This window comes from Arthrobacter sp. zg-Y844 (assembly GCF_024385465.1).
Lineage (GTDB): Bacteria > Actinomycetota > Actinomycetes > Actinomycetales > Micrococcaceae > Arthrobacter_B.
The window spans coordinates 189,785-213,047 of record NZ_JANFLS010000005.1 but is presented as its reverse complement, the minus strand read 5'-3'; the positions used below and the strand labels follow the sequence as shown (position 1 = coordinate 213,047).

Here is a 23,263-nt window from a genome sequence, read left to right as displayed (position 1 = left end):
TGCGGGTGGACGGGGGTGTGCTGACGAGCGTGGTTTAGCTCCGGTACCGCCGGCACCTAACCGCCTTCAACCTTTACTTAATGCCGAAGTCGAACCCGCCGCCCTGCTGGTGCCCAAACCGTTCACGCAGGAAGTTTCCGGTGTTGGCCAGGTCCATCGACGTCTGGCGGTGACGGCTGGAGTGCAGCGTGTCGGCTTGCCGGGCGAGGAGCTGAAGTTGCTCCACCAGTTCCTCGTTGGCGGTCCTCCCGTTCGCCTGGCGGTTGTCCACCACGCTGGGAGGAACGGCCAAGTATCCACGTATGACGGCCGGCAGGTACTCCCGCACGGTGGCGGTCAGCTCGTACTCAAACTGGGGATCACCCATCGGCTGCTGTGCTTCCGCGTCGATAACTGTGTCCAACGTCTGGCAGGTTTCCAGAATGCTGACATACGCGTCTGCGGGAAGCCGGTTCTTGTTCTGCTTGGCGTGCGCGGCAACCCATGCCAAAGACTGCGACAGGTCCTGTGCAGACGGAGCGGTTGGTGCCCCTGCCGGAGAGGGGGTGGGGGCAGACGGCCACGGTGCATTCGGCTGGCCGGTGACGTTACGCCCGGGGCTCTTAACCCTCCTACTCAACCAAAGATCGCGAAGCATGTAGAACCGCAGGGACGATACACCTATGGAGCCGAGACCTACAAAGGACGCCGCGGTGTAGAAGGGGCTTTCCGCGGGGACGGAGAAGGCGCCCACAAAGAGGACGACGTAAAGGGCGCCCTCGAGAATCACCTTCAAGTTCTTTTTGAGTATGCCGAGCATGAGCACAATCAGAGGCATAAACATAAAGAAAAGGACGGCAAATATGACCTTGAGGACGTTCCCCACGGTGAGACGCGACATGTAGTACTCCTTGGAATCAAGCTGAATTGCAGTCTATCCGCCGATATCCACAACTCAGGCCACCAGGATTCAGAAACGTCTTTAAGGGCAGGTGAAAAATCGTTGCTCGCGTCTGAAAACGGCGGAATTCGGCCGAAGGACCAGCGGCCTGTATCGAGTAAAATTGCGCCTAATCGGTCAGGAACGGAAGGATCAACGCAAATGCCGCACTACGTCGTCTTACAGGAAATCCTCAAAGAGAAACTGCTGGGAACCGGTTCGGGAAACCTGACCTCATTGGAAAAGGCCATCAACGACCAGGCGGCGAAGGGCTACCGGCTCCACACCATCACCACCGCGAGCAGCGGGAGCAAGGGATTCGGCGGCGGCGACCGCATCCAGGCGACGATGGTGTTCGAGAGCCTGGGGTAGGCGCCCAGAGTGCTAAAGGTTCAGCCCGCGGCTCGACTCGCCGCCGTCTCGTCCGCCCACGCTCGTGTTCATCGGGCCGAGACGGAGTTCGTACCCTCGGTTTCGATCAAGGGGTCCCCGGAGGTGTAGGTAACGGTGTTGTTCTCTCCTTCGACGTCGATGTCACGGGTCACCTCGACGTCGACGGTGTTCGCGGTTCCGTCCGCATCGATGTCCGGCACATTGCTGAGGGTGGCTTCATTATTGTTGCCCTCAATGTCGAGGCTTTCCGCGTCCTCGCCACTGACGGTGTTGTTATTGCCCCGGATGTCGATGTCTTCACATTGACCAGTGGTCCGGACGGTTGAGCCATTTGTCTCGACGTCGATGTCCCCGCCGTCGGAGCAGGTAATGCTGACGCTGGTGTTCGCTTCCGTAATTTTATGTTCTTGCCCGCGGCTAAGGGTGATCGTCGCACCGGAGGAGCCTGATGCCGTTGATGCGCTTGGGTCTGTCGCGGAGGCCGTGGCGGTGCTTTCCGGTGTTCCGACGCTGGTTGATGATGGGGTTCCGGTTTCCTCGGGTGTAGGCGCCGGATCAGCGGAGCATCCGGTGATGAGTGCCAGGCCGGCGACGGCGGTAAGCACGGGCGCGGAGATGCGGCTTCGGTACATGCGGGTTCTCCTCAGCTAGGCGGGGCTGGGTGTTAGGTCGGCCTGCCCGGAGAGAACCTGCAGCTGCCCGAGCAATCCCTCATTTTGGGCACTTCCGCTTGCCTGTTTTATTCTCCAGCATCCGGGGTGGCATGGCCATGTAACTCCGCAGAACACTGGGGGGTCAGGCAGCCGGCCGCCGGGTGAGACGGTCGGTGATGAGCCGGTTGGCCCAGTTCGGAGTCACCTGGGAGAGCATGACCAGGAAGCGTGCCTGCGGTCCGACGGCGTGATGGACGTTGCGGGGCCACTTCCGATCGCGACGGGACCTGATGATGCGTTCCACGGCGGCGACAGCAGCTGCGGCAACGTCGGTTTCATTCAGCCGCACGCCGAGCGACTGGATAGCCCCGATACTGACGCCCTTGACCATCCCGGTGTTGACGAACAGCGGCCACAGATCGAGCACGGCAATGCCATGCTCCGCCCATTCCAGTTCCAGTGCCTCGGTCAGGCCGCGGACCGCGAACTTCGTGGCGCCGTAGGTGGCAAGGTCAGGCTGCCCGTAAATGGCTGAGGCTGATCCCAGGTTGAGCAGCACCGGCCTGTCAGCATTTTTCAGGTACGGGAACGCGGTATGCGCACCGTTGATGGTGCCGAGAACGTTGACGTCCACGAGCGCGCGGTGCCGTTCAAGATCGGTATCAACGAACGGCCCGGCGGCCAGCAGCCCGGCGTTGTTGACCAGAAGGTCCAAGCGGTCCTCGCAAACGGAGGCCAGGGCTTCGCGCCACTGCTGGGCGTCCCGGACATCGAGGGCTCCCGTGACGACCGTCGTGCCGTGCGCGGCAGCAATGTCCTTGAGTTCGGCGAGGCCCTCACTTTCGATGTCGAACGCGCCGACTTTCCAACCATTGCGCAGCAGCCGGGCCGCGGTGGCATGTCCGATGCCGCGGGCGGCGCCGGTGACGACGGCGATGCGGCGTGAGTGCTGCTCAGTGTTCCCGGCCATGTCAGGCCCCCACGCGGTCGGTTGCGGCCTGCGCAGCGGTTCCGCGCCGCGCTCCGGCATCGCGCTCGCTGCGCAGGGCACGCATGTAATCGACGAAATCCACCTGAATGGTGTGCCGCTTGCTGGCGACGTACCTTTTGGTGATCGCCTTGCGGTGGCGGTCGATCTCGGCGTCCATCGCGGCCCGCTCGGGCAGGGCGTAGCGGCCCTGGAGATGGTCGGCGGCGAGCTCGGACTGCCGCTCGGCGATCGGCATGACCGCGCCGAGCGGCTGGACCAGTCCGATGAAGTACAACCCCGGCACCGTCGGGTGGAACATCCGCTGGTAGAGCCGGATCTCGTTATCCCCGGAGGGGTCGAGGAAGCCGGCGTCAAAGAACGGGAACGAGATCTTGTAGCCGGTGCAGTAGATCACCAGGTCGGCCGCGACGCGGGTGCCGTCGGTGAAGACGACGCTGTCGCCGTCGAAGCGCTGGATGTTGGGCTTCGGGACCACGTCGCCGTGGGCCAGCCGGTCGAGTATCCGGCTGGAGACGGTCGGGTGGGCCTGGGCGAACTTGTGGTCGGGTTCCTGAAGGCCGTAACGCGACATCGGGCCGGTGGCGGCGCGCATGACCACGCGGGCGACGGCCCAGCGGACCCGGGACGGGATCTTCTCGTGCGCTCCGATCTCGTCGAAGGGCTTGCCGAAGACGTACTTGGGAATGATGTGCACGCCCCGTCGGTGGGAGAGGTAGGTCTCGGCCGCGTGGTAGCTGGCATCGGTACAGATATCCATGGCCGAGTTGCCCATGCCGAGCACCACGATCCGCTTGCCGGTGAGCTGTTGCTCGTCCGTGTAGTCGTGGGAGTGCATCTGCTCGCCGGTGAAGCCTTCGGCGCCGGGGAAGGCCGGCTCCGGCATGCGGGGGTCCCAGTGGTGGCCGTTGGCCACTATGACCGAGCCGTAGCGCCGGGTCTCGGCGGTGCTCAGCCGAACCTCGAAGCCGCCGCCGGGCAGGGGACGCACGTGCTCCACACCGGTGTTGAAGGTGATCTTGTCCCGGAACCCAAAGTGGTCGACGTAGGCGTCGAAGTACGCCGCGACCTGGTCGTGGCGTGCGAAATTGGGCAGGTTCGCGGGCATGGGAAAGTCGCTGAATTCCATCCGGCTGCGCGAGGTGTTGATGTGCAGGGACTTGTAGGCCGCGGACACCCCGTTGCTGTTGCCCCATACCCAGTTGCCGCCGACCCGGTCCGAGAGTTCAAAGCAATCGAAGGCAAGTCCCCGTTCATGGAGAACTTTGGCCGCCGTGATTCCGGAGCAGCCCGCGCCGATGACGCATACGCGGTCGCGCTCGCTGCTGCCGAGCTCGTGGGTGGGCGGGGTGCTGTGGACTGTCGTCATTGGCGCTCCAAGCAGATGGATCTGGGACCGGGGATCATGTGACCTACGTCACTGTAGACTCACCCGGCCGCGCCCAGCGTTAGCAACACCCCGGCAGGCGGCGTCGTCCTGGCTACTTAATCCCGAAGTCGAAGCCGCCCTGACGGTGCCCGAACCGCTCCCGAAGGAAGTTGCCCGTATTGGTCAGCTCCGCAGAGGTGCGGCGGTGACGGCTTGAGTGCAGCGTCTCGGCCTGTCCGGCAAGGAGCTGCAACTGCTCGGCCAGTTCCTCGTTGGGGGTCCTTCCGCTCGCCTGTTTGGTCTCCAGCATCTTCGGCGGGATGGCTACGTAATTCTGGAGGACACTCGGCAGGTAGTCGCGCACCGTGGCGGACAGTTCGTACTCAAATTGGGGATCGCCCAGCGGCTGGCGAGTTTCGGCGTCGATCACCGCGTCCAGCGTCTGGCAGGTTTCCAGAATGCTGGCGTACGCCTCGGACGGAAGACGGCTCCTGTTTCGTTTCGCGAGGGCGGCAGACCAGGCCAAAGCGGAGGACAAGTCCTCCGGCGGCGTGGTTCCTGCCCCTGGCTGGGACTGGGTCATAACCTGCGGTCCCCGGGTCCTGGGGTGCAGCCACAGGTCCCGGAGCATGTAGGACCGCATGCCCGCTACGGCTATGAGCCCGAGAACCACGAAGAACGAGAGGATGAACTGCGCTGCGGTCCCGGGCAGGGCAACGGCCGCCAGGACGAGCGCAACGTACAGGCCACCCTCAAGGATCACTTTCCAGTTACTCCTGCGCACCCCGATCATCAGCACCAGGAGTGGCATAAAAGGAAAGAAGAGGAGCGCGACGGTGACTTTGAAGATGTTCCCCACGGTAAGGCGAGACATCATGATCCTCTCGTGAATGGATAGTGGCGGAGCCGCAGGCCACCTACGGCCAGATTACAACTACACCCCGGTCATCGGCTGTGGACTCCGGTCCCGGGTTTAGGCTGCCGCCAAAAGCAGATGTTCTACCCCTATATAACCGTCTCGGCAGACTTTGAATTCCCGGAGGTTGAACCCCAGGGTGGATTGGCGCGGGCCTCAGCGCCAGGCCCGCCGGAGGCACCTTGTTACAGTGGCGCCATGAAAGTCCGTCCCTACAGCGAAGTCGATGTGTTCTCCTCTGAGCCGTATCGGGGCAATGCCTTGGCTGTTGTTCACGATGCCGACGGCCTGAGTACCGAAGAGATGCAGCGGTTCGCCACCTGGACAAACCTCTCGGAGACGACGTTCCTCCTGCCACCGAGCAGCCCGAAGGCCGACTACCGGGTGAGGATTTTCACCGCCATGGCAGAACTGCCTTTCGCGGGTCATCCAACGCTTGGATCCGCCAAGGCCTGGCTGGACGCCGGGGGATCGCCACGGCTCGACGGAACTGTCATCCAGGAATGTGCGGCAGGGCTGATCCCGATCCGTGTAGCGGAGGATCAACTGGCCTTCGAGGCGCCGCCCCTGACCCGCTACGAACCCGTGGACGAGCCGCTCGTCCAACGGATAGCGGCAATCCTGGGGATCCCGCGGGAGAACATCCTTGATGCGTCGTGGCTGATTAATGGTCCTCGATGGATTGGCGTTCGGCTTTCCTCGGCACAGGAAGTCTTGAGCCTGCAGCCCGACCCGGCCAAGGCCGGCGACTTGGAAATCGGTGTGGTAGGACCGCACGAGCCTACGGAGGAAACCCAGTTCGAGGTGCGTGCCTTCGTCGGAGGCGACCCCGTCTGGGAAGACCCCGTGACCGGCAGCCTGAACGCGGGTCTGGCACGCTGGCTGATCGACACAGGGCTGGCCACCCCGCCCTTCACGGCATCGCAGGGAACAGTTCTCGGACGCCGGGGCCGGGTGCACATCAGTCTCCGCGACGGGAAAATCTGGGTCGGCGGACAGGTCATGAGCTGCATCGAGGGGACCGTCCGGCTGTAGCGTGCAGCCCGCGAGTTCCGAGACGCGGTCAGGTGCTTCGCCCGGCGGGAGAACGCGGTGGACGGGCGAGCGGGCTGGCAGGGTCGCTAAGGGCCCGGTGCACGGACGCGACGGCGCTTGACCCTTCCCCGACCGCTGCCGCGACGCGCTTCATGGACCCGTGACGGACATCCCCCGCTGCAAAAACGCGTGGGGTGGAGGTTTCGAAGGGCATCGGTTCGCGGCCCAGCGGCTGCCACTGTTCCAAGGACTGGATGGCGATGTCTGTTCCGGTGCGGATGAAGCCCGCAGTGTCCCTGTCCAGGGTGGGCAGCCAGGCGCTGGCCGGGTCGGCTCCGATGAAGCAGAACAATCCGCGCGCATCCACCGCACCGGCGGTATCGATCCGGACCGAATCCAGGGCGGAGCCACCTACCAGACCGATGATGTTCGACTCGGTATGGATAGAGATCCGGGAATTCTCCCGCAGGCGGTCCACGAGGTAGGAGGACATCCGCGCCCCAACCTCTGTTCCCCGCACCACCAGATGGACCGGGCATCCATGGGAGGCGAGATAGAGCGCGGCCTGGCCGGCTGAGTTTGCCCCGCCCACCACAACCACAGGGTGCCCTGCGACCTGGCGCGCCTCGAGGCTGGTAGCGGCGTAGTAGATTCCGTGTCCCTCGAAGTCCTCCCACCCCTGAACTCCGAGACTTCGATAGGAGGCCCCGGATGTAATCAATGCGGTGCGGGTATGGAGGATAGCGCCGTCACCCAGCGTGAGCTTGAGACCGTCATTCATCGTCTCGAGCGACACCGCATCGCAGGGCGCCCAGATCCTCACCCCGAACTTGATCGCCTGCAGTGTTGCTTGGCGGATGAGGTCTCCACCGGCCACTCCGAAGGGAAAACCAAGGAAGTTTTCGATTCGGGATGTCGACGCCGCCTGGCCGCCGGGCGCGACGGCGTCGAGCACCACCGTGCTCAGCCCTTCGGAGGCTGCATAGATGGCCGCCGCGAGCCCGGCAGGTCCGCCGCCAACGACCAGCAGGTCCGTCGAGCCCTCCTGATGGGGCTGGTAACTCAACCCGAGGCGCTCGGCGATAGTCCCCGGCGTCGCACGCTTTATCAGCTTGCCCTGGATGAGCGCTGCCGGCAGGTCATCGGGTGCGATGCCGTGGCCATCGAGGGCACCCATGCCGTCCACCGGGACGACGAAGACGGTATGGATCAAATCCAGGCGTTCAGCGAAGCGGCGAAGAGCCAGCAGTTCACTCGACGCTTCCGTCCCGATGAACTTGAGTGTCATGGCGGCGGGGCCCCGACGAAGTGCTTCGCGGCGTTCCCACAGGGTATGGAGAACGATCCCGCCGAGGTCGTCGTCCTGGTTCATGACCAGCCGCAGATCCTCGCGGGCCAGGCGCCGGATACGCCCGGAATCCTTCACCCGCGCCGACAGGAGCGCGGACTGTCCGTTGAGCAGCCCGAGTTCACCGCCGAACGAGCGTGGCCCCAGGGTGCTGAGAACTGTTTCGTCGTCCCACCACAACGGGTCGCGAACCATTTCAATGGACCCCGATTCGACGAGGATCATTGGATAGTTCAAATCCCCTGCACGAAAGACATAGTCGCCGGCGTTCACGTCGGCGGGTGCGGCCATGCCGAGGAGCCTTGCCCATTGCGAGTCGGAAAGACGCGGCACGGCACCGGTGCGCTGGGCGGGGTGCTCACTGATATCCGTCATGGTGATCCTTCCGCAGGGATGATGCTCATCCGGGGAAACGCGGAGCCGGGAGATGGATTGAGGATGCAGTGAGATTACCTGATTGGACCCGGAAATGGAGGGGCCGCCGGAACTACGGGCGCTACAACCCGGCGTCGCCGTCGCGGACCGCGGCCAGTTCGAGGACGCGGTCGCGGCAGAGCCGCCAGCCGAGCATCAGCGCGGGGATGATGACCGCCAGGGAGGCTATGGTCCAGGTGCCGACGGGCGAGTCGAAGGCCATCAGGATCAGCACGGCGAGAAGGAACGCGAGCGTGATCCAGCCGCTCACGGGTGCGCCGGGCATCCGGAAGGACGGGCGGGACAGTTGGCCGCGCCGCGCCCGCTTCGTCAGCTCCATCTGGCACAGGACGATCATGGCCCAGGTGCTGATGATGCCCAGGGACGCGACGTTCAGGACGATCTCGAAGGCCTGGGCGGGAACAACGGCGTTGAGGACGACGCCGAGCAGGGCAACGACCGCGGTCAGGGCGATACCGCCGTAGGGGACGCCCGCCTTGTTCATCCGCCCGGCGAACTTCGGGGCGGAGCCGGCAACAGACATGGAGCGCATGATGCGGCCGGTGGAATATAGGCCCGCATTGAGCGAAGACAGTGCGGCAGTCAGGACCACCAGGTTCATAATCGCGTCCACACCGTCCACCCCGATGGAGCCGAAGAACGTGACGAACGGGCTTTCGCCGGCCTTGTAGGAGCTGTAGGGCAGCAGCAGCGAGAGCAGCACCAGGGTGCCGACGTAGAACACCGCGATGCGCACGATCACCGTGTTGATGGCCTTGGGCATGATCTTTTCCGGGTGCTCGGTCTCGCCCGCGGCGGTGCCGATGAGCTCGATCGAGGCGTAGGCGAACACCACGCCCTGCATTACGACGACGGCGGGCAGCAGGCCGTTGGGGAACATGCCGCCGTTGTCCGAGATCAGGCTGAAGCCGACCTGCTGGCCGTCCACGGGGGTGCCGAAGATGACGAAGCAGATGCCCACGATCAGGAAGGAAACCAGGGCCACCACCTTGATCAGCGCGAACCAGAACTCGAGTTCGCCGAACACCTTGACGCTGACCAGGTTCAGGCCCAGCACCAGGATCAGGGCGGCCAAGGCCCAGGTCCACTGCGGTACATCCGCGATGGGCGGCCAGTACTTCCGGAAGAAGTTCATATAGAGCGCGACGGCGGTGATGTCCACGATCGCGGTCATCGCCCAGTTGAGCCAGTACAGCCAGCCGGTGACGAAGGCGGCCTTCTCGCCGAAGAACTCGCGGGCGTAGGAGACGAACGAGCCGGAGGAGGGCCGGTGCATAACCAGCTCGCCGAGGGCCCGCAGAATCATGAAAGCAAAGAAACCGCAGACGGCGTAGCTGATGACCAGCGACGGCCCTGCCGTGGCCAGGCGGCCGCCGGCACCCATAAACAGCCCGGTGCCGATGGCGCCGCCGATGGCGATCATCTGGACCTGGCGGGGCTTGAGTCCCTTGTGATAGCCCTCTTCCTCGTGGTGGAAGGTGGGTTCAGAGGCGTTCGCCGCACGCGCGGAGTCCGGGATCGCCGGCCTCTGCGTGACCGGTGATGGCTGTGTCATGGGGGTCCTTTGCTTGCTCAGCCTCGCGGGGTGCTGCGGGCTGAAGAGTTCGGTGGGCTGCTCGCCGGCGGGCGGCCCGGTCCGGGGTACGGGTTCCCTGCGCCGGATCAGGGCGTGCGCCCCTAGGGCAGGGAAAGGCGGGGTTCTTCGATGTGTTCTGTCAGGCGCCTGCTCAGCCTCTAAACCGCCGCAGAGTGCGTTGAGGGGCGCTCGCAGGAGCTAACTCATGCTGTCCGATTGTTCGGATCCCTGACAAGTTCACCCGAAGACTATGGCAGTAGTCACACCGGAGCGTCAAAACGGGTGCAGGCCCTTCACCACCCGCCGCGCGTAGGCGTGTGACCCTTCCGGGCGTCGTCGGGCATTGCCATTTCGGCCCGCAGGCCCAACAGCCGGATCGGTCGGCCGGGTTCGATCGCGCCGGCGAGATCCAGGGCTCGGGTGAGGACGTCCTCCCGGTCGAAGGTCTCGGGGATCTTCCGCGCATGCGTCTTGGTGGTGAACGGCGCGTACCGGACCTTGAGGGTCAGCCCGATCACCGGCCGCCCTTCCGCTGCCACATCGGCCAGGACCTGCGCGGTCAGCTCCCGCACGGCGTCGTCCACCTGGGCCGGCTCGATGAGGTCCTGCTGGAAGGTGGTCTCCCGGCTGTGTCCCCGGGCGACCCACGGGGTGTCGTCCACAACGCTGGTGCCGTCCCCGCGGCCCAGCTCGTTGTACCAGGGGCCCATCTTCGGCCCGAACTCCGGAACCAGCGCCTGCGGATCGGCCGCGGCGAGCTCGGCAACAGTATTGATTCCCAGCTTCGCCAGCCGGCCCGAGATCTTGTTCCCGACGCCCCACAGCTCCTTGGTGGGCCGCTGGCCCATGAAGTCGAGCCAGTTTGCGGTGGTGAGGCGGAAAACGCCGGCGGGCTTGCCGAAATCCGTGGCGTTCTTGGCGCGGATCAGGGTGTCGCCGATGCCCACGCTGCAGTGCAGCTGCGTGCGGTCCAGGACGTCGGCCTGAAGCTGGCGGGCGTAGGCCTCCGGATCCTCAGTCTCCACACCCACAAAGGCCTCATCCCAGCCCAAAACCTGCACGACGGCGCCGGGCTGGGCGCGCAGCGTGGCCATCACCGTGTCCGAAACCTCGAGGTAGGCCTCGGCATCGACCGGCAGGATCACGGCGTCGGGCACCTTCCGGGCCGCGATCCGCAGCGGCATGCCGGACCCGACGCCGAACGCCCTGGCCTCGTAGGAAGCCGTGGACACCACGGCACGTTCGGTCGGGTCGCCCCGGCCGCCGACGATGATCGGCTTGCCGGCAAGTTCCGGGCGCCGGAGCACTTCGACGGCGGCAATGAACTGGTCGAGGTCGACGTGCAGCACCCAGGGGATAGCGTTCACGCGACCAGTGTGCCCTAACGGGCCCGGACAATCATCGGTTTCGGGCAAAGAACGGCGCCATGTAGTCTCCTCCAGGGCCGCACCGCTGGATCTCTAAAAGGTGGACCCGGGTCGACCTAACCTTGACCGGGTTCCTAGTCGCCAAGACCGAGTAGGTTCTGACCGTGTGGCAAGTAGTCAGAGGTCAGCAGCTGCGCCCTCGTCAACAGGATCGGTGGCAAGCGCAGCCGGCAGCGGCAGGTCATACTTCTCGCACAGGAACCGTGTTTGGCAGTACCTTTGGGCGTCCGTTGCGACAGCGCCGAGTATCGCCGCATTGGTGCCGGCGCCGATTACGACACCAATGAATGGCACAACCTTGGCAACGTTTTGAACGGGTACCCTGGAACCGGCAGGCCCTAGCTGCTGCATTAATTTCTCAAGTACGGCCACGAGTCGATGATCCGCACGGAGCTTTTCAGACCACTTTACGCGTCCCTTAAGGGCATCGGCAGCGTGCGCGACGTCGCGTATCGGCTTAGCCTTGGCTGCCTGTTTCATGAAGGATCTGCTTACCAGACGCTGGATAAACAGCTGCTCCTCGGGGTCCTTCGCGTCATAACCGTAGGAGTATGCAATCCGCGTTGCGATCGAGGTGCTGAGAACCTGAATGACAAGCATGTCCGCCGTCATCGCGACTGGAATCCCCGCGACCGGAACCAGGGCCAGCACACCCATGGCACCGCCTTCGAGCGCACCAGCGCTTCGCCATTTGAGGGTGTTCAGAGTCAGCAAACGATCGCAGGACTTCAGATCCTGCTTCTGCAGGTCAGCGAAGTTGTTGATATCAAGGCCACGTTTGCGAGCAAGCTTCTCGACGCTCTTTGGGTCATTGAGCTCAAGGGCCCAATCGTTGAATAGCTCCAGCATCGCTATTGCACTTTCAATGGCCGGTCGCATGGCCTTATCGGCCACCGCTCCGCCAGCGCGCTGGATGGGTTCCATGACCTTGTCGGGCACGGCATCCGCTACCCGTCGCCCGGCAGTTCCCGCTACCTCGCCCGTCCGACTGATTGCAGAGTTTGCCCAGTTCGGCAGCCCTCGGCGGTTGCTGCGGCGCTCCCAATGGCCATTGAGACTGTCCCACACCTGTTGGTCGTATGCGCTCATCTTGGTTACAGCGTCGGGGAGGAGCGGGTCCACGTTAGTGCTCAATGAGGGTCCATTCGATGGTGCTTGTGCAGGTCGAGGATGACCCTACCAGTCAGCTCGCTCGGCAGCTGACAACTGGATGCGGTGGACGGTCAGTTGCGGCCCCGCCGGACCAACGCCTGCAGCGACCCGGCAAGCTGGCCCAACTCGGCCACCCGAAGCAGTTTCAGCATGCCCAAGTACACAGCGCCCATAAGGCCCCCACCCACGGAGAGCACCACAAGGGCATGGAACTTCGACTGCCAAAGGTACCCGCCGGCGTCGTACCCTCCGAACGCCCAGGACACGGCCGTCCCGGCGAGGGCAGCGACAATGCCGGCAACCGTGAACCGGACGTGCGCGTCAAAGACCTGTCCGGCACCGTAAGGACCAATCGCCCGCGTGAGGAAGAGGTGACTGACGACGACGGCGATCACGTTGCCGAGGGAATAGGCGGCGGCGAGCGTCGGCACAATTAACCGGGGATCAAGTACGCCCGCAATAACGGCGAGAACCACTCCAACTCCGGACAGGATCAGCTGGATTTTCAACGGCGTCTTCACATCCTCACCGGCATAGAACACCCGGCCGAGAAGGAAGTTGGCACTCAGGAACGGGGCTCCCACGGCAAGGATGGCGATGATGATTCCGTTGAGGGTGGCCACCTCGGGCGATTCGCTGAAGAGCATTCCGAGCGGCCCGGCGAATGCCAGCAGGGCCGCCGCGCCGAACACCGTGGCAACACCGGTGATGCGCAGCCCCCGGGACAGCACCGCGCGTACCTCCGGAAGGTTCCCGCCGGCATAGGCAGCGGAAAGCTGGTTGAACATAACCGTGGCCAGGGACAGGGCGATCACGGCGTGCGGCAGTTGGTAGACCATGGCCCCGATGTCCAGGTTCGCCAGGCCCGCGATCCGGTCCGGCCGGCCCGAGTCGGTGAGTGTGTGCCGGGCGTCGGAGGCGATGGTGGCAACGTAGAGATTGACGATGTACAGGCCGTTGCCGACCAGCATCGTGACGATCGTGACGGATGCCAGCCGGCCCGTGCGTCTAAGCCCCGTGCCGTGCAGGCCGAACTTCGGCTTCAGTCCCAGTTTCAGGCGTCGAAGCGGGAGAAACAGCAGAAGCGCCTGAAGGGCGACGCCGAGCGTCATGCCTCCCGCCAGCAGGAACGTATGCTCCGGCGTCCACGTTTCGGGTTTATACGCTTCTGCCTGTTCGGCGCCCATCAGCGACAGGAACACCACCAGTGCGCCGATGGACACCAGGTTGTTCACCACGGGAGCCCACATGTACGGACCGAAGGAGCCGTTGGCGTTCAGGATCTGGCCCAGCACGGCGTACAACCCGTAGAAAAAGATCTGCGGCAGGCACCAGTAGGCGAACGCCGTGGCCAGGGCGAGGTTGCCGTCCGTGAAACGCGTCGCCGCATCGATAATCACCGGAGCCGCCAGCGTCACCAGCACCGTGAGGACCAGCAGCGCCGCTACGGCGAGGGTCAGGATCCTGCTGACGTAATCTGCGCCCCGGTCCGGCTGCCGGCTGGCCCGGACAATCTGGGGCACCAAAACGGCGTTGAACACCCCGCCGGCGACCATCAGGTAGATGAAGTTCGGCAGGGCGTTCGCGTAGGAAAACAGGTCCGACACCCCACCCGAGGCGCCGATAGCAGCGGCGAGGAGCGCCGTCCGGACCAGGCCGAGCACCCGGGACACGACGGTGCCGGCTGCCATAACAGCGCTGGCCCGCGCGGCCGAACCGCTGTTCGGGGCCACGCGGGCCTCCCGGTCTGCCTGATCGGCATTCGAGGGCGCCGCGGTTGAACTCATGGAGGCCATCGTTCCAGATGCGCGGCAGGAACCCGCGCTACCCGCCGATGGTGTCCAGCTCCGCGACATCCTCCGTGGACAGCATCAGCGCAGCGCCGGTCACGTTTTCCCGCAGATGCGCTACGGAGGAGGTGCCGGGGATAAGCAGGATGTTCGGGGAACGCTGCAGCAGCCACGCCAGGGCCACGGACATGGGGGTTGAACCCAGGCGTGCGGCGATGGCGGAGAGTTCCTCGGATTGGAGCGGACTGAAACCTCCCAGCGGGAAGAACGGCACGTAGGCGATACCGTCCTGCGCGAGGGAATCGATCAGGCCGTCGTCCTGGCGGAAGGCAAGGTTGTACATGTTCTGCACCGAGACGATGGGGGCAACGCTGCGTGCTTCGGCTACCTGCTCGGGCAGCACGTTGCTCACGCCGAGGTGCCGGATGAGCCCCTGCTGCTGGAGCTCCGCGAGTGTCTCCAGCGCTTCGGCAAGGGATCCGGCCACGGTTCCGTGGGCGTCTCCCATGCGGAGGTTCACCAGGTCCAGAACATCCAGACCGAGTGTCTCCAGGTTCTCCTCGACGGCACGGCGCAGCTGGTCAGGCTTCCGTGCCGGGGTCCATCCGCCCTGGTCGTCGCGGTCGGCCCCCACCTTGGTCACCACATGCAGGGTCCGGGGGTAGGGGTGCAGCGCCTCGCGGATGAGCGAGTTGGTGATGTGCGGCCCGTAGGCCTCTGCGGTGTCGACGTGGGTGATGCCGAGAGTGACGGCCTCGCGCAGGACCGAGAGGGCGCCGTCGTAATCCGGCGGAGGTCCCATCACCCCCGGTCCGGCGAGCTGCATGGCCCCGTATCCAAAGCGGGACACCTCGAGGTCGCCCAAGGTCCAGGTGCCGCCGGGAAGCGATGTGGTAAATGTGCTCATGTTCTGCCTTTCAGGGGTGGTGATCCTTACTTCCGCAGTCCACTATGGAGACGCAACTTCCCCGCAGGAAGTAGGCACCTGAAAGTGCCCAAGTAACCCGGAAGGCAGGGCAGCAATGGCCACGATGACAGCGGCAGAGAAACGAGCGCAGGAGAAAGATGCGTATAACGCGTTCCTGGATGCCTGTCCCAGCCGGCAACTGCTGGACCGGATCTCCAATAAATGGGTCACGCTGGCCCTGGCCGCCCTCGGCAGCGGGCCGGACTGCGACGGCGATCCCCGCCCGCTGCGTTTCTCCGAGCTGTCCCGGGTGCTGGCCGGCGTAAGCCAGAAGATGCTCACCCAGACACTTCGCTCACTGGAGCGGGACGGTCTCCTCACCCGCACCGTCACCCCCACGGTGCCGGTGACCGTCAGCTATGAGCTCACCGATCTTGGGCGCTCCCTGCACGGATTAACCCGCGGCATCAAGGCCTGGGCGGAACAGCACATGGATGACGTCTTCGCCGAGCGCGCCGCCTACGACTCCCGCGGCGCCTGACCCCTGGCCCGGGCTAGGAACCCAGCGCCGGATGCGGGTAGGCGGGCTCCCGCTGCTGGAACTGCAGCACGTCCTCGTTGAGGATCACACCGTCGCGGATTTCAATTGCCCGCCGGATGGTTTCGTTCTCCGTCCACGCCGCAGGACCGGCAATGACCGTTTCCAGGAAGGGCAGGAGCGCCTCGCTGATTTCCCAGCTGGCGGAGTTCCAAAGGTAGGACGGACTGTGATCGACGGCGTAGTAGTTGATGTGCTCGCCCACCTCGAACATCGGGTCGGTGAACGTGGTGGTTTTCGCCCACTCGAAGCCCATGCCTTCGTCGCAGGACACGTCCACGATCAGGCTGCCGGGCCGGAACGCCTCCAGGTCATCGGTGCGCAGGTAGGTCAGCGGGGCGTTGGGATCCTGCAACGTGCAGTTGACCACGATGTCGCTCTCGGCAAGGAACGGGGCCAGCGGCACCCGGCCGTCTTCGGTGATGACCTCGCTGAGGAACGGCGAGTTGTCGTCACGGTCGAACTGAACAATCCGCGCGGAGTGGATCGGCGACCCGACCGCCGCGACGCCGCGGTTGGTCAGGACCTGGACGTCATGGATGCCGTGCGCATTCAGGGCAGTGACCGCGCCGCGTGCCGTTGCGCCGAAGCCGATGACGACGGCGCTGAGCCGGCGCCCGTAGTCGCCGGTTGACCCGGTCAGGCTGAGGGCGTGCAGGACGGAGCAGTACCCGGCGAGCTCGTTGTTCTTGTGGAAGACGTGCAGGCCGAAACCGCCGTCGGCAGCCCAATGGTTCATCGCTTCGAAGGCGATCAGCGTGAGCTTTTTGTCGATGGCGAGCTGGGTGACGGCGCGGTCCTGGACGCAGTGCGGCCAGCCCCAGAGGGTCTGCCCGTCCCGCAGCTCGGCGAGGTCCTCGGGCTGCGGCTTGGGCAGGAGGACGACGTCGGCCTCCGCCAGGATCTGCGCCCGCGGGAGCACAGCACCAACGAGCGGCTTCAGCTCCATGTCCGGAACGCCGAACTTGTCTCCGTAGCCTTCTTCCAGGAGCAGCTGCCGCCGGACCTCCGGGGCGATGCGTTCCAGGTGAAGCGGGTGGATGGCCAGACGCCGCTCATCGGGCTTGCGTGTGCTGGACAGGACGCCGAGGGTGAGACGCTCCACGGGGCGGTTCACTTCTTTTTGGGCGGTGCGGGTTTGGTGCCGGAGGCCTTGTCGAGGGCGGGCGGAGCCGCGGCGGCCTTCTTCTCGGCACGCTTTTCCTTGATGGACTTGCCGGACTTTTTCGATGCTGCTTGGCGCGGGGACTTGTCAGACATGTTCGCTCCTGTAGCGGAACCGAGGCGGTTCCTGACTCTGAACCATACATGCACCGCAGCCGGGCGCTTGGAGGCGGAGCGAACAGGGCCTGTTGGTGCCTACCGCCCGGCCCAGGCCTCCGCGTAGAACTGCGGGGAAAGCGATTCCAGCAGTTCGACGTAGGCATCCCGCTCCATGGCCTGCGCCGATTCGACCGGAATCTCCGAGGTGAAGGCGGATACACCCAGCCCGGCCTGACGGTCCTTGAGGGTCAGGCCTGCGGCTTCGAGGATGGTCGGGTACATGCTCAGCTGGTCCGCACCGGGGCGCAGCGTGGTGCCTGCTGCCTGGCCCGGAACCCAGACCCGGTTGAAGATAGTGCGGTTGGTGTGATGGTCCAGCTGCTCGTGGAAAGCGTCGCCGGCACTCATGTGCTTGAGGTGGTCGCCCATGATTACCACGGCGGTGTCCTCGAGGTACCCCTGCTGTTCCATGTATTCCACGAATCCGGCCACCTCGGTCATGGAGCAGGAGAACACGGAGGTCACATTGTTCTCGGTATCCACGTTGCAGTAGTCGTAGACGTGCACCGGTTCGTGGGTGTCCAGCGTCAGCATGGAGAGGTTGAACGGCTTCCCGGTTTCCTCCGCCTCGGCATGCAGCCTGTCGACCTCCTCCTTGGCATGTGCCATGAGGCGTTCGTCGCTCAGGCCCCAGTCCTTGCGGAAGTTCTCTTCCGGTTCGCCGGCGTCGCGCCAGTCGGAGAGGTCCTTCACTTCGGAGTAGCCATGGGTGCCCAGGAACGTGTCCTTCGCGGCGAAGGAGGCGTTGGCGCCGCCCAGGAAAACGTTGGTGTACCCCTGCTCTTCCAGGACGTCCCCAAGACAGGTTGACCCACCCAGGTAAGTGTCGCCGTCGTCGTCTAGCTTGCTGGCGTCGCTGCTCTGGTCGGAGGAGCCCACGCCCTTCAGGGGGACGCCGCACTGCGTGGAGACTAGGCCGGCCATGGTCCAGCCGCCGCCCTCGTACTGCTGGAAATTCTCCACGCTCTGCCACCCCTTGGAAGGCTGCGTGGTGTCCTTGAGTGGAACGAAGGCGTCCTTTTCGAACAGCTGGTCATCCGCGAGGGTGGCTTCCCCGGACTCGAGGTAAACCAGCACCAGGTTGCGCTTCTGCTCCGCCCCGGTGACGGTCGGCTCCACGTAGTAGTCGCCGATGTTGTATTTGGAGTTCGCCGCCTTGATGTAGTCGGCCATGCCCACCGTGCTGGCGAAGGCCGTGGTGCCGCCAATGACCACTGCGACCACCAGGAGGGTGGAGACGGTGCGCATCATCCACGGTGAGCGGTTAGGTGTGTCCTCCCCGTCGCGGCGCTTGCGGCGGCGGAAGTACTGCCACAGGGCGATCCCGCCGGTGATGAGCAGGGGCAGGACACCGACGCCCAGGATGCCGAGCCAGACAATGCCCCCGCCGCCGCCGTCGGTCTCCACCGAGACGAGGTTCAGGAGCATCTGGCCCACGGAGATTTCCCCCCAGAAGAACCGGATACCCGCAGCCGCAATGAGCATCGCCAACCCGAGCCAGATCAGGACGTAGACCAAGACACGTCCCATAACGACGCCGACCCGTCGGGTCACGTCAAGAATCTGGCCAGACATGAAGATACCTCGCGTTCCAGGTGCCCGCGTTTTCGCCGGGCACCCTTGACATCCAACCCGATCTCGGGGTCAAAGAAGAATAGTACCGTCATGCTACCTGTTCAACCTTGGTTCATCCCTCAGGAACGGGTTGTACACCTCCGCGAAAGATCCGGGGTCTAGGCGTTCTCGTCACCAACGCGGATGAGGATCTTGCCGGTGGTTCCGTTCTCGACGGCGTCGTGCGCAGCGGCGGTTTCCTCGAGGGGGAACCAGGTGAGGGGCAGTCCCGCGGACTCACCGACAGACAGCGCGCCGTCCTGCAGTGCTGCGGTAATGTCCTCTGCCGCGGCGTGCTGGGCCTGGGTCCCCACCGTATATATAAGGACGCCCTGCCAACGGACATTTTTCGCGAAGCTCGCAACGATCGGCGCCGTGAATTCCTCGCCGTTGTTGTTCGCGTAGTAGGCGATGCTGCCGTGGTTGGCGATTACGTCCACATCAAGGGCCGCGTTCTGGGCGGGGGACACTTCGACAATGTGGTCGACGCCGTCCGGGGCGAGTTCGCGGATCCGGTCGGCTTCGGCGTCGTCGGGGTAGCGGACGATGTGGTGGGCGCCGGCAGCGGTGGCCAGCTCCGCCTTCGCGTCGCTGCTGACCGTCGCGATCACGGTGGCGCCGGCCCAGGCGGCGAACTGGATGGCGGCGTGGCCTACGGCTCCGGCGCCGCCCTGAACCAGGACGGTGCGGCCTGCGAGGGCTCCGGGGGCGAGCCGGGACGGACCCTGTTCGTGGACGGTGAGGGCGCGGTGTGCGGTCATCGCGGGGATACCGAGGCTGCCGGCGACGTCGAAGCCGATGCCGTCCGGAAGCCGCACCGCCCGGTCGGCGGGGAGGACGGTGAATTCCTGGGCGGTCCCGGTCGGACGGCCGTGGGCTGCGAGGTAGATCCACACCCGGTCGCCCACCTGAAGGTCGGTCACGCCCTCGCCGACGGCGTCGATAATCCCGGCGCCGTCCTGGTTCGGCACCACCTCGGGGAACGCCAGGCTGCTGCCGGCGCGGGCCTTCCAGTCGGTGGGATTCACGCCCGAAACGGTAACCCGAACCCGCACTTCGCCGGGGCCGGGGGCGGCGGCGTCGCGGTCAACGAGGGAGAGGACGGATGAGGGACCGGTGGCGGAGTACACGATTGCTTTCATGGGCGGTACAAGAAACCCGGGCTGCGTTCTATTCCCCGGTGCGGACAATAACCGGGTCAGGTGCTCGCCTGCGGCAGCTGCTGTTGGCCCCAATAACTGCGTGCATCCGGACCGACGGCATCGTAGTCATCGCTGCCGAGGAAGCGCTCCCGTGCGTAAGGGGTGTCATTGGCGACGGTGGCAGAGTGGACCCTCAAGTCCCTCCGCTTGCGGTGCAGGTCCCGGGGACGTGACTCGTGAACGTAGACCCCCGCCAGGGCGACCGCCTTGCTGATCAGCATGCTGGAACCATCGGCCAGGCCAGGACCGTTATAAAGCACCCAGCTTGCGACGGTCAGAACCTCCTCCAGCACCTCCCGGGGCGCTTCCCACGCCCACTGCGCAGCGGCGTCTTCACCATATGAGCGCAGATCCGCAACGATGCTCACCCGCGACGTGCTCAGCGACACTCTTCCCCCCCCCATTTCCCTTGACGCCCGTGAAGAGCCGGACCGCCCCCGCGGGGACGGTCCGGCTCTGTTGGACGACGGTTACTTACTTCTTGTCGTCCTTGTTTCCGTCGACGGCGTCCTTCGCCTTGTCTTTAGCCTGGTCAACCTTCTCCGGGTTGTCCTTGGCTGCGTCCTTCGCCTTGTCTGCCATGCCGCCTAGATCTGCCATTGGATAATGCCTTCCCTCTGTGCGGTCCGGGGCTCATGCGGCCCCGGCTGGGTACACCCATCCTGCCCCACAATGGCGGGATGGAACCCCGGGTGCAGGTGTTTTTTATTGCGGGGTGGTGGCGTTGCACCGCTAAGCGCCGGGCGCACAGCGTTCCGGAGGTCGGATAGGCTACCTACCGGCCCGGCAAATCTGCCGCGGAATCAGCCAGTTTTATGGGGGAAGCATGACCGAGAAAATAGCGCAGGACGCCAACCAGAATCCTTACGCAGGAGCCCAGCCGGTAGCACCCGGAAACGCACCTGCACGTCCGAAGACGGTGGAGATGGCCTTCTGGCTGCTGCTGGCCGCAGCGGCCCTGGTGCTGATCCGGATTCCGGTGGGAATCATGGCCGTGAATAAGGATGACCATAAGTCCGAAATTGAGAGCTTCCTGGGCCCGGACAACGTCCCCATCTGGATCCGCAACGAAATCTCCGACTATGTCTGGGCAGGAGTCATCACCGCCGTCATCCTCGCAGCGATTGCCCTGCTGTCCCGGATGGGCCTCGGCTGGCCCCGGATCGTCCTCATTGTTGTTGCGGTGCTTACAGCCTTGAATGCGCGCGTGCAGTTCTTCGCAAGCGTCATCCCGGTCTACGAAACAGCCTGGGTGACGCTGATATCCGTCCTCCTGACGCTGGCCGCAACGGTGCTGCTGTTCCTGACCCCGTCGAATCACTACTTCAAGTCGATGGGGCAGTACCGCAAGGGCAAGAAGGCCGTTCAGGCCTAGCCGAGGCGTCTCCGCCCGGCGGCCGGCAGCCCTGTTGGCTGACCGGCCGCCGGTTTCGCGACGTAGGCTTGGAAGATGCGAAACGAAACCCTCTGGGAAGCGAAAAAGCGGCAGAATCCCGGGCATTCCGCCTGGTACATCTCGCGGTTCGAGGCCATGCGGGAGCAGGGCCAGGACCTCGACGGCGAAGCCCGGCTGATTGACGCGATGCTGCCGCGGGGAGCCCGGATCCTCGACGCCGGCTGCGGTCCCGGCCGGGTGGGCGGGGAACTGGCGCGGCGCGGCCACGCCGTCGTCGGCGTCGACGTCGATCCGGAACTTATCGACGCCGCCCGGCAGGACTTCCCGGACCTGCAGTGGTTCGTCGGGGACCTCTCGGAACTGGACCTGCCCGCCGAAGGCGTTCCCGAACCGTTCGACCTGATTGTCTGCGCCGGCAACGTGATGACCTTCCTGGCACCGGGAACCGCCGTCGACGTCCTGACCCGGATGCGCGAGCACCTTGCAGCCGACGGCCGGGTGGTTATCGGGTTCGGCGGAAACCGCGGGTATGCCTTCGAGGCCTTCTTCGACGACGCCGCCGCGGCCGGCCTTGAGGTCCAGCAGCGGTTCTCCACGTGGGACCTGCGGCCGTTTACGCCCGAGTCGGACTTCCTGGTGGCGGTGCTGGGCCGCGCCTGAGACCCGTTCCGACCCCGGCGATGGACAATAACGTCCAAACGGGAGCCGGCGGGAAGGCGGGGCATTGTGAATCTGGAAGAGGATCCTCAGCGGGCGGCGCAACTATGCTTTGCGGCCCAGGCGCGTCTGATGCGTCGTGTCGCAGACCTAACCGATAGGGACGTCCTGGCGCCAAGCCGCTTGCCTGGCTGGACCGTGGGGCACGTCCTGACCCATCTGGCGCGGAACGCCGATGCCCACGCCCGCCGGCTGTCCGGCGCCCTCGAAGGCCACGATGTTCCGAGATATCCCGGCGGATCCGAACAGCGCACCCGGGAGATCGAGGAGGGTGCCAGCCGGGCCGCCGCAGAAATCATCGCCGACCTCAGCTCCAGCATGCTGCACCTCGAGGAGGTCCTGAACCTGTCCGAGGCGGCAGGATGGCCCAACGGCCACCTCATGGGCGACGATTCCTACGGCGTGGCTGCCTGCCCGGCGCATCGGCTCCGCGAAGTCGAGATGCACCACGTGGACCTGGGGCTCGGCTATACACCCGCGGACTGGCCCGAGGAGTACGTCGCGTGGGACCTTCCTGTCCTGCTCGCCACGGTTCCGGAACGGCTCGGGCCCCCGAACCAGCAGCGCAGCTTCATGGCCTGGCTGGCGGGCCGGGGGCCGCTGGCTCCGGACACGAAGCTGGCGGACTGGTGAACCGGGCTCGGCGCGGGCGCCGGGACCTAGGCCGCGGCGTCCATGGTGCCGAGAATTCGAACCCTCAGGTCTTCCGGCCCCACGTGTCGGCTGATCAGGGACATGGCTGCGGGATCGGCGCCGCGGAGGACTCCCAGCAGTAGATGTTCCGTCCCGATGTAGCCGTCCTTCCGGGCCGTTGATTCGCGCAGGCTGTTCGTCAGTACGGCTTTCGCACCGCTGCTGAAGGGCAGGTGCCCGCCTTTGAGGGAGTCGAACAGGCGACGACGCCGCGGGGCGGGACCGGCGGCGGCGTCCAGGGTGCCTTCCCCGAATTGTGCATCGACGGCGCGGCGCACCTCGTCCAGGTCAATACCGACGGATTCCAAGGCGGCGGCGTCGTCGTACCCGGAGTCCGGGCCCATGGCGCGTAGGTCCGCACGCAGCTGTGCTGACGTGAGGCCGCACTCGGCCAGCACGGACGCCAGCCGAGGGGTGGATGTTTCCACGGTGGACACCGCGCCGATCAGCACGTGCACCGGGAGGATCTGGGTCGCCTCCAAGGTGCGGGCTTCTTCCTGGGTGGAGACGACACTTTGGCGGGCTTGCTGAGTGAACCGTTCAAACATGGCGCTACTTCGCTTTCCGGTTGTACTTCTGGTGCACTGCCTGCTTGCTGATGCCGAGCTGGTCGGCGATGGCCTGCCAGGACCAGCCCTGCGCCCGGGCATTGGCAACCTGCACGGCCTCGAGCTGGTCGCGCAGCCTACCGAGGGCGACGACGGCGCGCAGCCCGGTAGCCGGATCGGGACTCGCCGCCGCGGCGGCCAAGGGGGAATGGTCTTCCATAAGCGTCAACCTAGATTGACGGAGTGTCCGTGTCAATAGGAGTT

At 65.1% G+C, this 23,263-nt stretch carries 25 protein-coding genes; 6 read left to right on the top strand and 19 right to left on the bottom strand.

All coding sequences use genetic code 11. The features are described from left to right. Positions 1 to 73: 73 nt before the first annotated feature. Positions 74 to 880, bottom strand: a complete 807-nt coding sequence (locus tag NNX35_RS15790; protein WP_255868295.1) for a hypothetical protein — start codon at positions 878 to 880, stop codon at positions 74 to 76. Between the two features lie 201 nt (positions 881 to 1,081). Between NNX35_RS15790 and NNX35_RS15785 the strand changes: the two genes are divergently transcribed. Then, a complete protein-coding gene (locus tag NNX35_RS15785) occupies positions 1,082 to 1,291 on the top strand; it encodes a DUF4177 domain-containing protein (RefSeq protein ID WP_255868294.1) in 210 nt (69 codons plus the stop codon). 68 nt (positions 1,292 to 1,359) lie between these two features. Here NNX35_RS15785 and NNX35_RS15780 read toward each other — a convergent pair whose 3' ends face one another. The 4 genes from NNX35_RS15780 to NNX35_RS15765 form a co-directional block, all read right to left on the bottom strand. Beyond that, on the bottom strand, positions 1,360 to 1,944 hold the full coding sequence (locus tag NNX35_RS15780) for a DUF3060 domain-containing protein (RefSeq protein WP_255868293.1): 585 nt from the start codon (positions 1,942 to 1,944) through the stop codon (positions 1,360 to 1,362). A gap of 163 nt (positions 1,945 to 2,107) precedes the next feature. Next, positions 2,108 to 2,935, bottom strand: coding sequence for an SDR family oxidoreductase (locus NNX35_RS15775; protein WP_255868292.1), 828 nt, complete (start codon positions 2,933 to 2,935; stop codon positions 2,108 to 2,110). 1 nt (position 2,936) lies between these two features. After that, positions 2,937 to 4,322 (bottom strand): NAD(P)/FAD-dependent oxidoreductase, encoded by a 1,386-nt coding sequence (locus tag NNX35_RS15770; protein WP_255868291.1) that lies wholly within the window; start codon positions 4,320 to 4,322, stop codon positions 2,937 to 2,939. A 112-nt stretch (positions 4,323 to 4,434) separates the two neighbouring features. Next, on the bottom strand, positions 4,435 to 5,199 hold the full coding sequence (locus NNX35_RS15765) for a hypothetical protein (RefSeq protein ID WP_255868290.1): 765 nt from the start codon (positions 5,197 to 5,199) through the stop codon (positions 4,435 to 4,437). 237 nt (positions 5,200 to 5,436) lie between these two features. Between NNX35_RS15765 and NNX35_RS15760 the strand changes: the two genes are divergently transcribed. After that, the gene (locus NNX35_RS15760; RefSeq protein ID WP_255868289.1) at positions 5,437 to 6,273 is read left to right on the top strand and encodes a PhzF family phenazine biosynthesis protein; all 837 of its coding nucleotides are present in this window, start codon (positions 5,437 to 5,439) and stop codon (positions 6,271 to 6,273) included. A 28-nt stretch (positions 6,274 to 6,301) separates the two neighbouring features. On the opposite strand, the gene NNX35_RS15755 is transcribed toward NNX35_RS15760, so the two are convergent. The 6 genes from NNX35_RS15755 to NNX35_RS15730 form a co-directional block, all read right to left on the bottom strand. Then, complete coding sequence (locus NNX35_RS15755) at positions 6,302 to 7,996, bottom strand: cyclic nucleotide-binding domain-containing thioredoxin-disulfide reductase (RefSeq protein WP_255868287.1); 1,695 nt, start codon at positions 7,994 to 7,996, stop codon at positions 6,302 to 6,304. Positions 7,997 to 8,117: 121 nt separating this feature from the next. Further along, on the bottom strand, positions 8,118 to 9,611 hold the full coding sequence (locus NNX35_RS15750; protein ID WP_255868286.1) for an amino acid permease: 1,494 nt from the start codon (positions 9,609 to 9,611) through the stop codon (positions 8,118 to 8,120). 314 nt (positions 9,612 to 9,925) lie between these two features. Next, a complete protein-coding gene (locus tag NNX35_RS15745; protein WP_255868329.1) occupies positions 9,926 to 10,981 on the bottom strand; it encodes a DNA polymerase IV in 1,056 nt (351 codons plus the stop codon). Between the two features lie 195 nt (positions 10,982 to 11,176). Beyond that, positions 11,177 to 12,193, bottom strand: coding sequence for an EcsC family protein (locus NNX35_RS15740; protein ID WP_255868285.1), 1,017 nt, complete (start codon positions 12,191 to 12,193; stop codon positions 11,177 to 11,179). A gap of 89 nt (positions 12,194 to 12,282) precedes the next feature. Next, positions 12,283 to 13,998: a murein biosynthesis integral membrane protein MurJ gene (gene murJ, locus NNX35_RS15735; protein ID WP_255868284.1), complete on the bottom strand. Its 1,716-nt coding sequence runs from the start codon at positions 13,996 to 13,998 to the stop codon at positions 12,283 to 12,285. A 37-nt stretch (positions 13,999 to 14,035) separates the two neighbouring features. Continuing rightward, the gene (locus NNX35_RS15730) at positions 14,036 to 14,908 is read right to left on the bottom strand and encodes an aldo/keto reductase family oxidoreductase (RefSeq protein ID WP_255868283.1); all 873 of its coding nucleotides are present in this window, start codon (positions 14,906 to 14,908) and stop codon (positions 14,036 to 14,038) included. Positions 14,909 to 15,023: 115 nt separating this feature from the next. Between NNX35_RS15730 and NNX35_RS15725 the strand changes: the two genes are divergently transcribed. After that, positions 15,024 to 15,449 carry a helix-turn-helix domain-containing protein gene (locus NNX35_RS15725; protein ID WP_255868282.1) on the top strand — a complete coding sequence of 142 codons (426 nt, stop codon included), beginning with the start codon at positions 15,024 to 15,026 and terminating at the stop codon, positions 15,447 to 15,449. Positions 15,450 to 15,462: 13 nt separating this feature from the next. On the opposite strand, the gene NNX35_RS15720 is transcribed toward NNX35_RS15725, so the two are convergent. From NNX35_RS15720 to NNX35_RS15695, 6 genes are all read right to left on the bottom strand, one after another. Continuing rightward, a complete protein-coding gene (locus NNX35_RS15720; RefSeq protein ID WP_255868281.1) occupies positions 15,463 to 16,611 on the bottom strand; it encodes a N(5)-(carboxyethyl)ornithine synthase in 1,149 nt (382 codons plus the stop codon). Positions 16,612 to 16,619: 8 nt separating this feature from the next. Continuing rightward, entirely contained in the window at positions 16,620 to 16,766 is a 147-nt protein-coding gene (locus tag NNX35_RS15715) for a hypothetical protein (protein ID WP_255868280.1), read from the bottom strand. 99 nt (positions 16,767 to 16,865) lie between these two features. Beyond that, positions 16,866 to 18,404 carry a sulfatase-like hydrolase/transferase gene (locus tag NNX35_RS15710; RefSeq protein ID WP_255868279.1) on the bottom strand — a complete coding sequence of 513 codons (1,539 nt, stop codon included), beginning with the start codon at positions 18,402 to 18,404 and terminating at the stop codon, positions 16,866 to 16,868. 158 nt (positions 18,405 to 18,562) lie between these two features. Further along, the gene (locus NNX35_RS15705; RefSeq protein WP_255868278.1) at positions 18,563 to 19,585 is read right to left on the bottom strand and encodes an NADPH:quinone reductase; all 1,023 of its coding nucleotides are present in this window, start codon (positions 19,583 to 19,585) and stop codon (positions 18,563 to 18,565) included. Between the two features lie 56 nt (positions 19,586 to 19,641). Beyond that, the gene (locus NNX35_RS15700) at positions 19,642 to 20,034 is read right to left on the bottom strand and encodes a hypothetical protein (RefSeq protein WP_255863630.1); all 393 of its coding nucleotides are present in this window, start codon (positions 20,032 to 20,034) and stop codon (positions 19,642 to 19,644) included. A gap of 85 nt (positions 20,035 to 20,119) precedes the next feature. Beyond that, on the bottom strand, positions 20,120 to 20,245 hold the full coding sequence (locus NNX35_RS15695; RefSeq protein WP_255767342.1) for a hypothetical protein: 126 nt from the start codon (positions 20,243 to 20,245) through the stop codon (positions 20,120 to 20,122). A gap of 226 nt (positions 20,246 to 20,471) precedes the next feature. On the opposite strand from NNX35_RS15695, the gene NNX35_RS15690 reads away from it, so the two are divergent. The 3 genes from NNX35_RS15690 to NNX35_RS15680 all read left to right on the top strand — a co-directional run bounded on the left by NNX35_RS15690 (position 20,472) and on the right by NNX35_RS15680 (position 22,391). Further along, entirely contained in the window at positions 20,472 to 21,020 is a 549-nt protein-coding gene (locus tag NNX35_RS15690) for a hypothetical protein (protein WP_255868277.1), read from the top strand. 75 nt (positions 21,021 to 21,095) lie between these two features. Further along, positions 21,096 to 21,701, top strand: a complete 606-nt coding sequence (locus NNX35_RS15685; RefSeq protein ID WP_255868276.1) for a bifunctional 2-polyprenyl-6-hydroxyphenol methylase/3-demethylubiquinol 3-O-methyltransferase UbiG — start codon at positions 21,096 to 21,098, stop codon at positions 21,699 to 21,701. Between the two features lie 66 nt (positions 21,702 to 21,767). After that, positions 21,768 to 22,391, top strand: a complete 624-nt coding sequence (locus NNX35_RS15680) for a maleylpyruvate isomerase family mycothiol-dependent enzyme (protein WP_255868274.1) — start codon at positions 21,768 to 21,770, stop codon at positions 22,389 to 22,391. Between the two features lie 26 nt (positions 22,392 to 22,417). On the opposite strand, the gene NNX35_RS15675 is transcribed toward NNX35_RS15680, so the two are convergent. Then, the gene (locus NNX35_RS15675; protein ID WP_255863634.1) at positions 22,418 to 22,999 is read right to left on the bottom strand and encodes a Clp protease N-terminal domain-containing protein; all 582 of its coding nucleotides are present in this window, start codon (positions 22,997 to 22,999) and stop codon (positions 22,418 to 22,420) included. A gap of 4 nt (positions 23,000 to 23,003) precedes the next feature. Next, complete coding sequence (locus NNX35_RS15670; RefSeq protein ID WP_146363983.1) at positions 23,004 to 23,219, bottom strand: helix-turn-helix domain-containing protein; 216 nt, start codon at positions 23,217 to 23,219, stop codon at positions 23,004 to 23,006. Positions 23,220 to 23,263: the final 44 nt, after the last annotated feature.

Bases quoted from the DNA above. Each gene is read 5' to 3' on its own strand.
- NNX35_RS15790 (WP_255868295.1), bottom strand. From the start codon at position 880: ATGTCGCGTCTCACCGTGGGGAACGTCCTCAAGGTCATATTTGCCGTC.
- NNX35_RS15730 (WP_255868283.1), bottom strand. From the start codon at position 14,908: ATGAGCACATTTACCACATCGCTTCCCGGCGGCACCTGGACCTTGGGC.
- NNX35_RS15765 (WP_255868290.1), bottom strand. From the start codon at position 5,199: ATGATGTCTCGCCTTACCGTGGGGAACATCTTCAAAGTCACCGTCGCG.
- NNX35_RS15760 (WP_255868289.1), top strand. From the start codon at position 5,437: ATGAAAGTCCGTCCCTACAGCGAAGTCGATGTGTTCTCCTCTGAGCCG.
- NNX35_RS15780 (WP_255868293.1), bottom strand. From the start codon at position 1,944: ATGTACCGAAGCCGCATCTCCGCGCCCGTGCTTACCGCCGTCGCCGGC.
- NNX35_RS15670 (WP_146363983.1), bottom strand. From the start codon at position 23,219: ATGGAAGACCATTCCCCCTTGGCCGCCGCGGCGGCGAGTCCCGATCCG.
- NNX35_RS15705 (WP_255868278.1), bottom strand. From the start codon at position 19,585: ATGAAAGCAATCGTGTACTCCGCCACCGGTCCCTCATCCGTCCTCTCC.
- NNX35_RS15710 (WP_255868279.1), bottom strand. From the start codon at position 18,404: ATGTCTGGCCAGATTCTTGACGTGACCCGACGGGTCGGCGTCGTTATG.
- murJ (WP_255868284.1), bottom strand. From the start codon at position 13,998: ATGAGTTCAACCGCGGCGCCCTCGAATGCCGATCAGGCAGACCGGGAG.
- NNX35_RS15675 (WP_255863634.1), bottom strand. From the start codon at position 22,999: ATGTTTGAACGGTTCACTCAGCAAGCCCGCCAAAGTGTCGTCTCCACC.
- NNX35_RS15755 (WP_255868287.1), bottom strand. From the start codon at position 7,996: ATGACGGATATCAGTGAGCACCCCGCCCAGCGCACCGGTGCCGTGCCG.
- NNX35_RS15690 (WP_255868277.1), top strand. From the start codon at position 20,472: ATGACCGAGAAAATAGCGCAGGACGCCAACCAGAATCCTTACGCAGGA.
- NNX35_RS15685 (WP_255868276.1), top strand. From the start codon at position 21,096: ATGCGAAACGAAACCCTCTGGGAAGCGAAAAAGCGGCAGAATCCCGGG.
- NNX35_RS15785 (WP_255868294.1), top strand. From the start codon at position 1,082: ATGCCGCACTACGTCGTCTTACAGGAAATCCTCAAAGAGAAACTGCTG.
- NNX35_RS15695 (WP_255767342.1), bottom strand. From the start codon at position 20,245: ATGGCAGATCTAGGCGGCATGGCAGACAAGGCGAAGGACGCAGCCAAG.
- NNX35_RS15725 (WP_255868282.1), top strand. From the start codon at position 15,024: ATGGCCACGATGACAGCGGCAGAGAAACGAGCGCAGGAGAAAGATGCG.
- NNX35_RS15775 (WP_255868292.1), bottom strand. From the start codon at position 2,935: ATGGCCGGGAACACTGAGCAGCACTCACGCCGCATCGCCGTCGTCACC.
- NNX35_RS15770 (WP_255868291.1), bottom strand. From the start codon at position 4,322: ATGACGACAGTCCACAGCACCCCGCCCACCCACGAGCTCGGCAGCAGC.
- NNX35_RS15750 (WP_255868286.1), bottom strand. From the start codon at position 9,611: ATGACACAGCCATCACCGGTCACGCAGAGGCCGGCGATCCCGGACTCC.
- NNX35_RS15715 (WP_255868280.1), bottom strand. From the start codon at position 16,766: ATGTCTGACAAGTCCCCGCGCCAAGCAGCATCGAAAAAGTCCGGCAAG.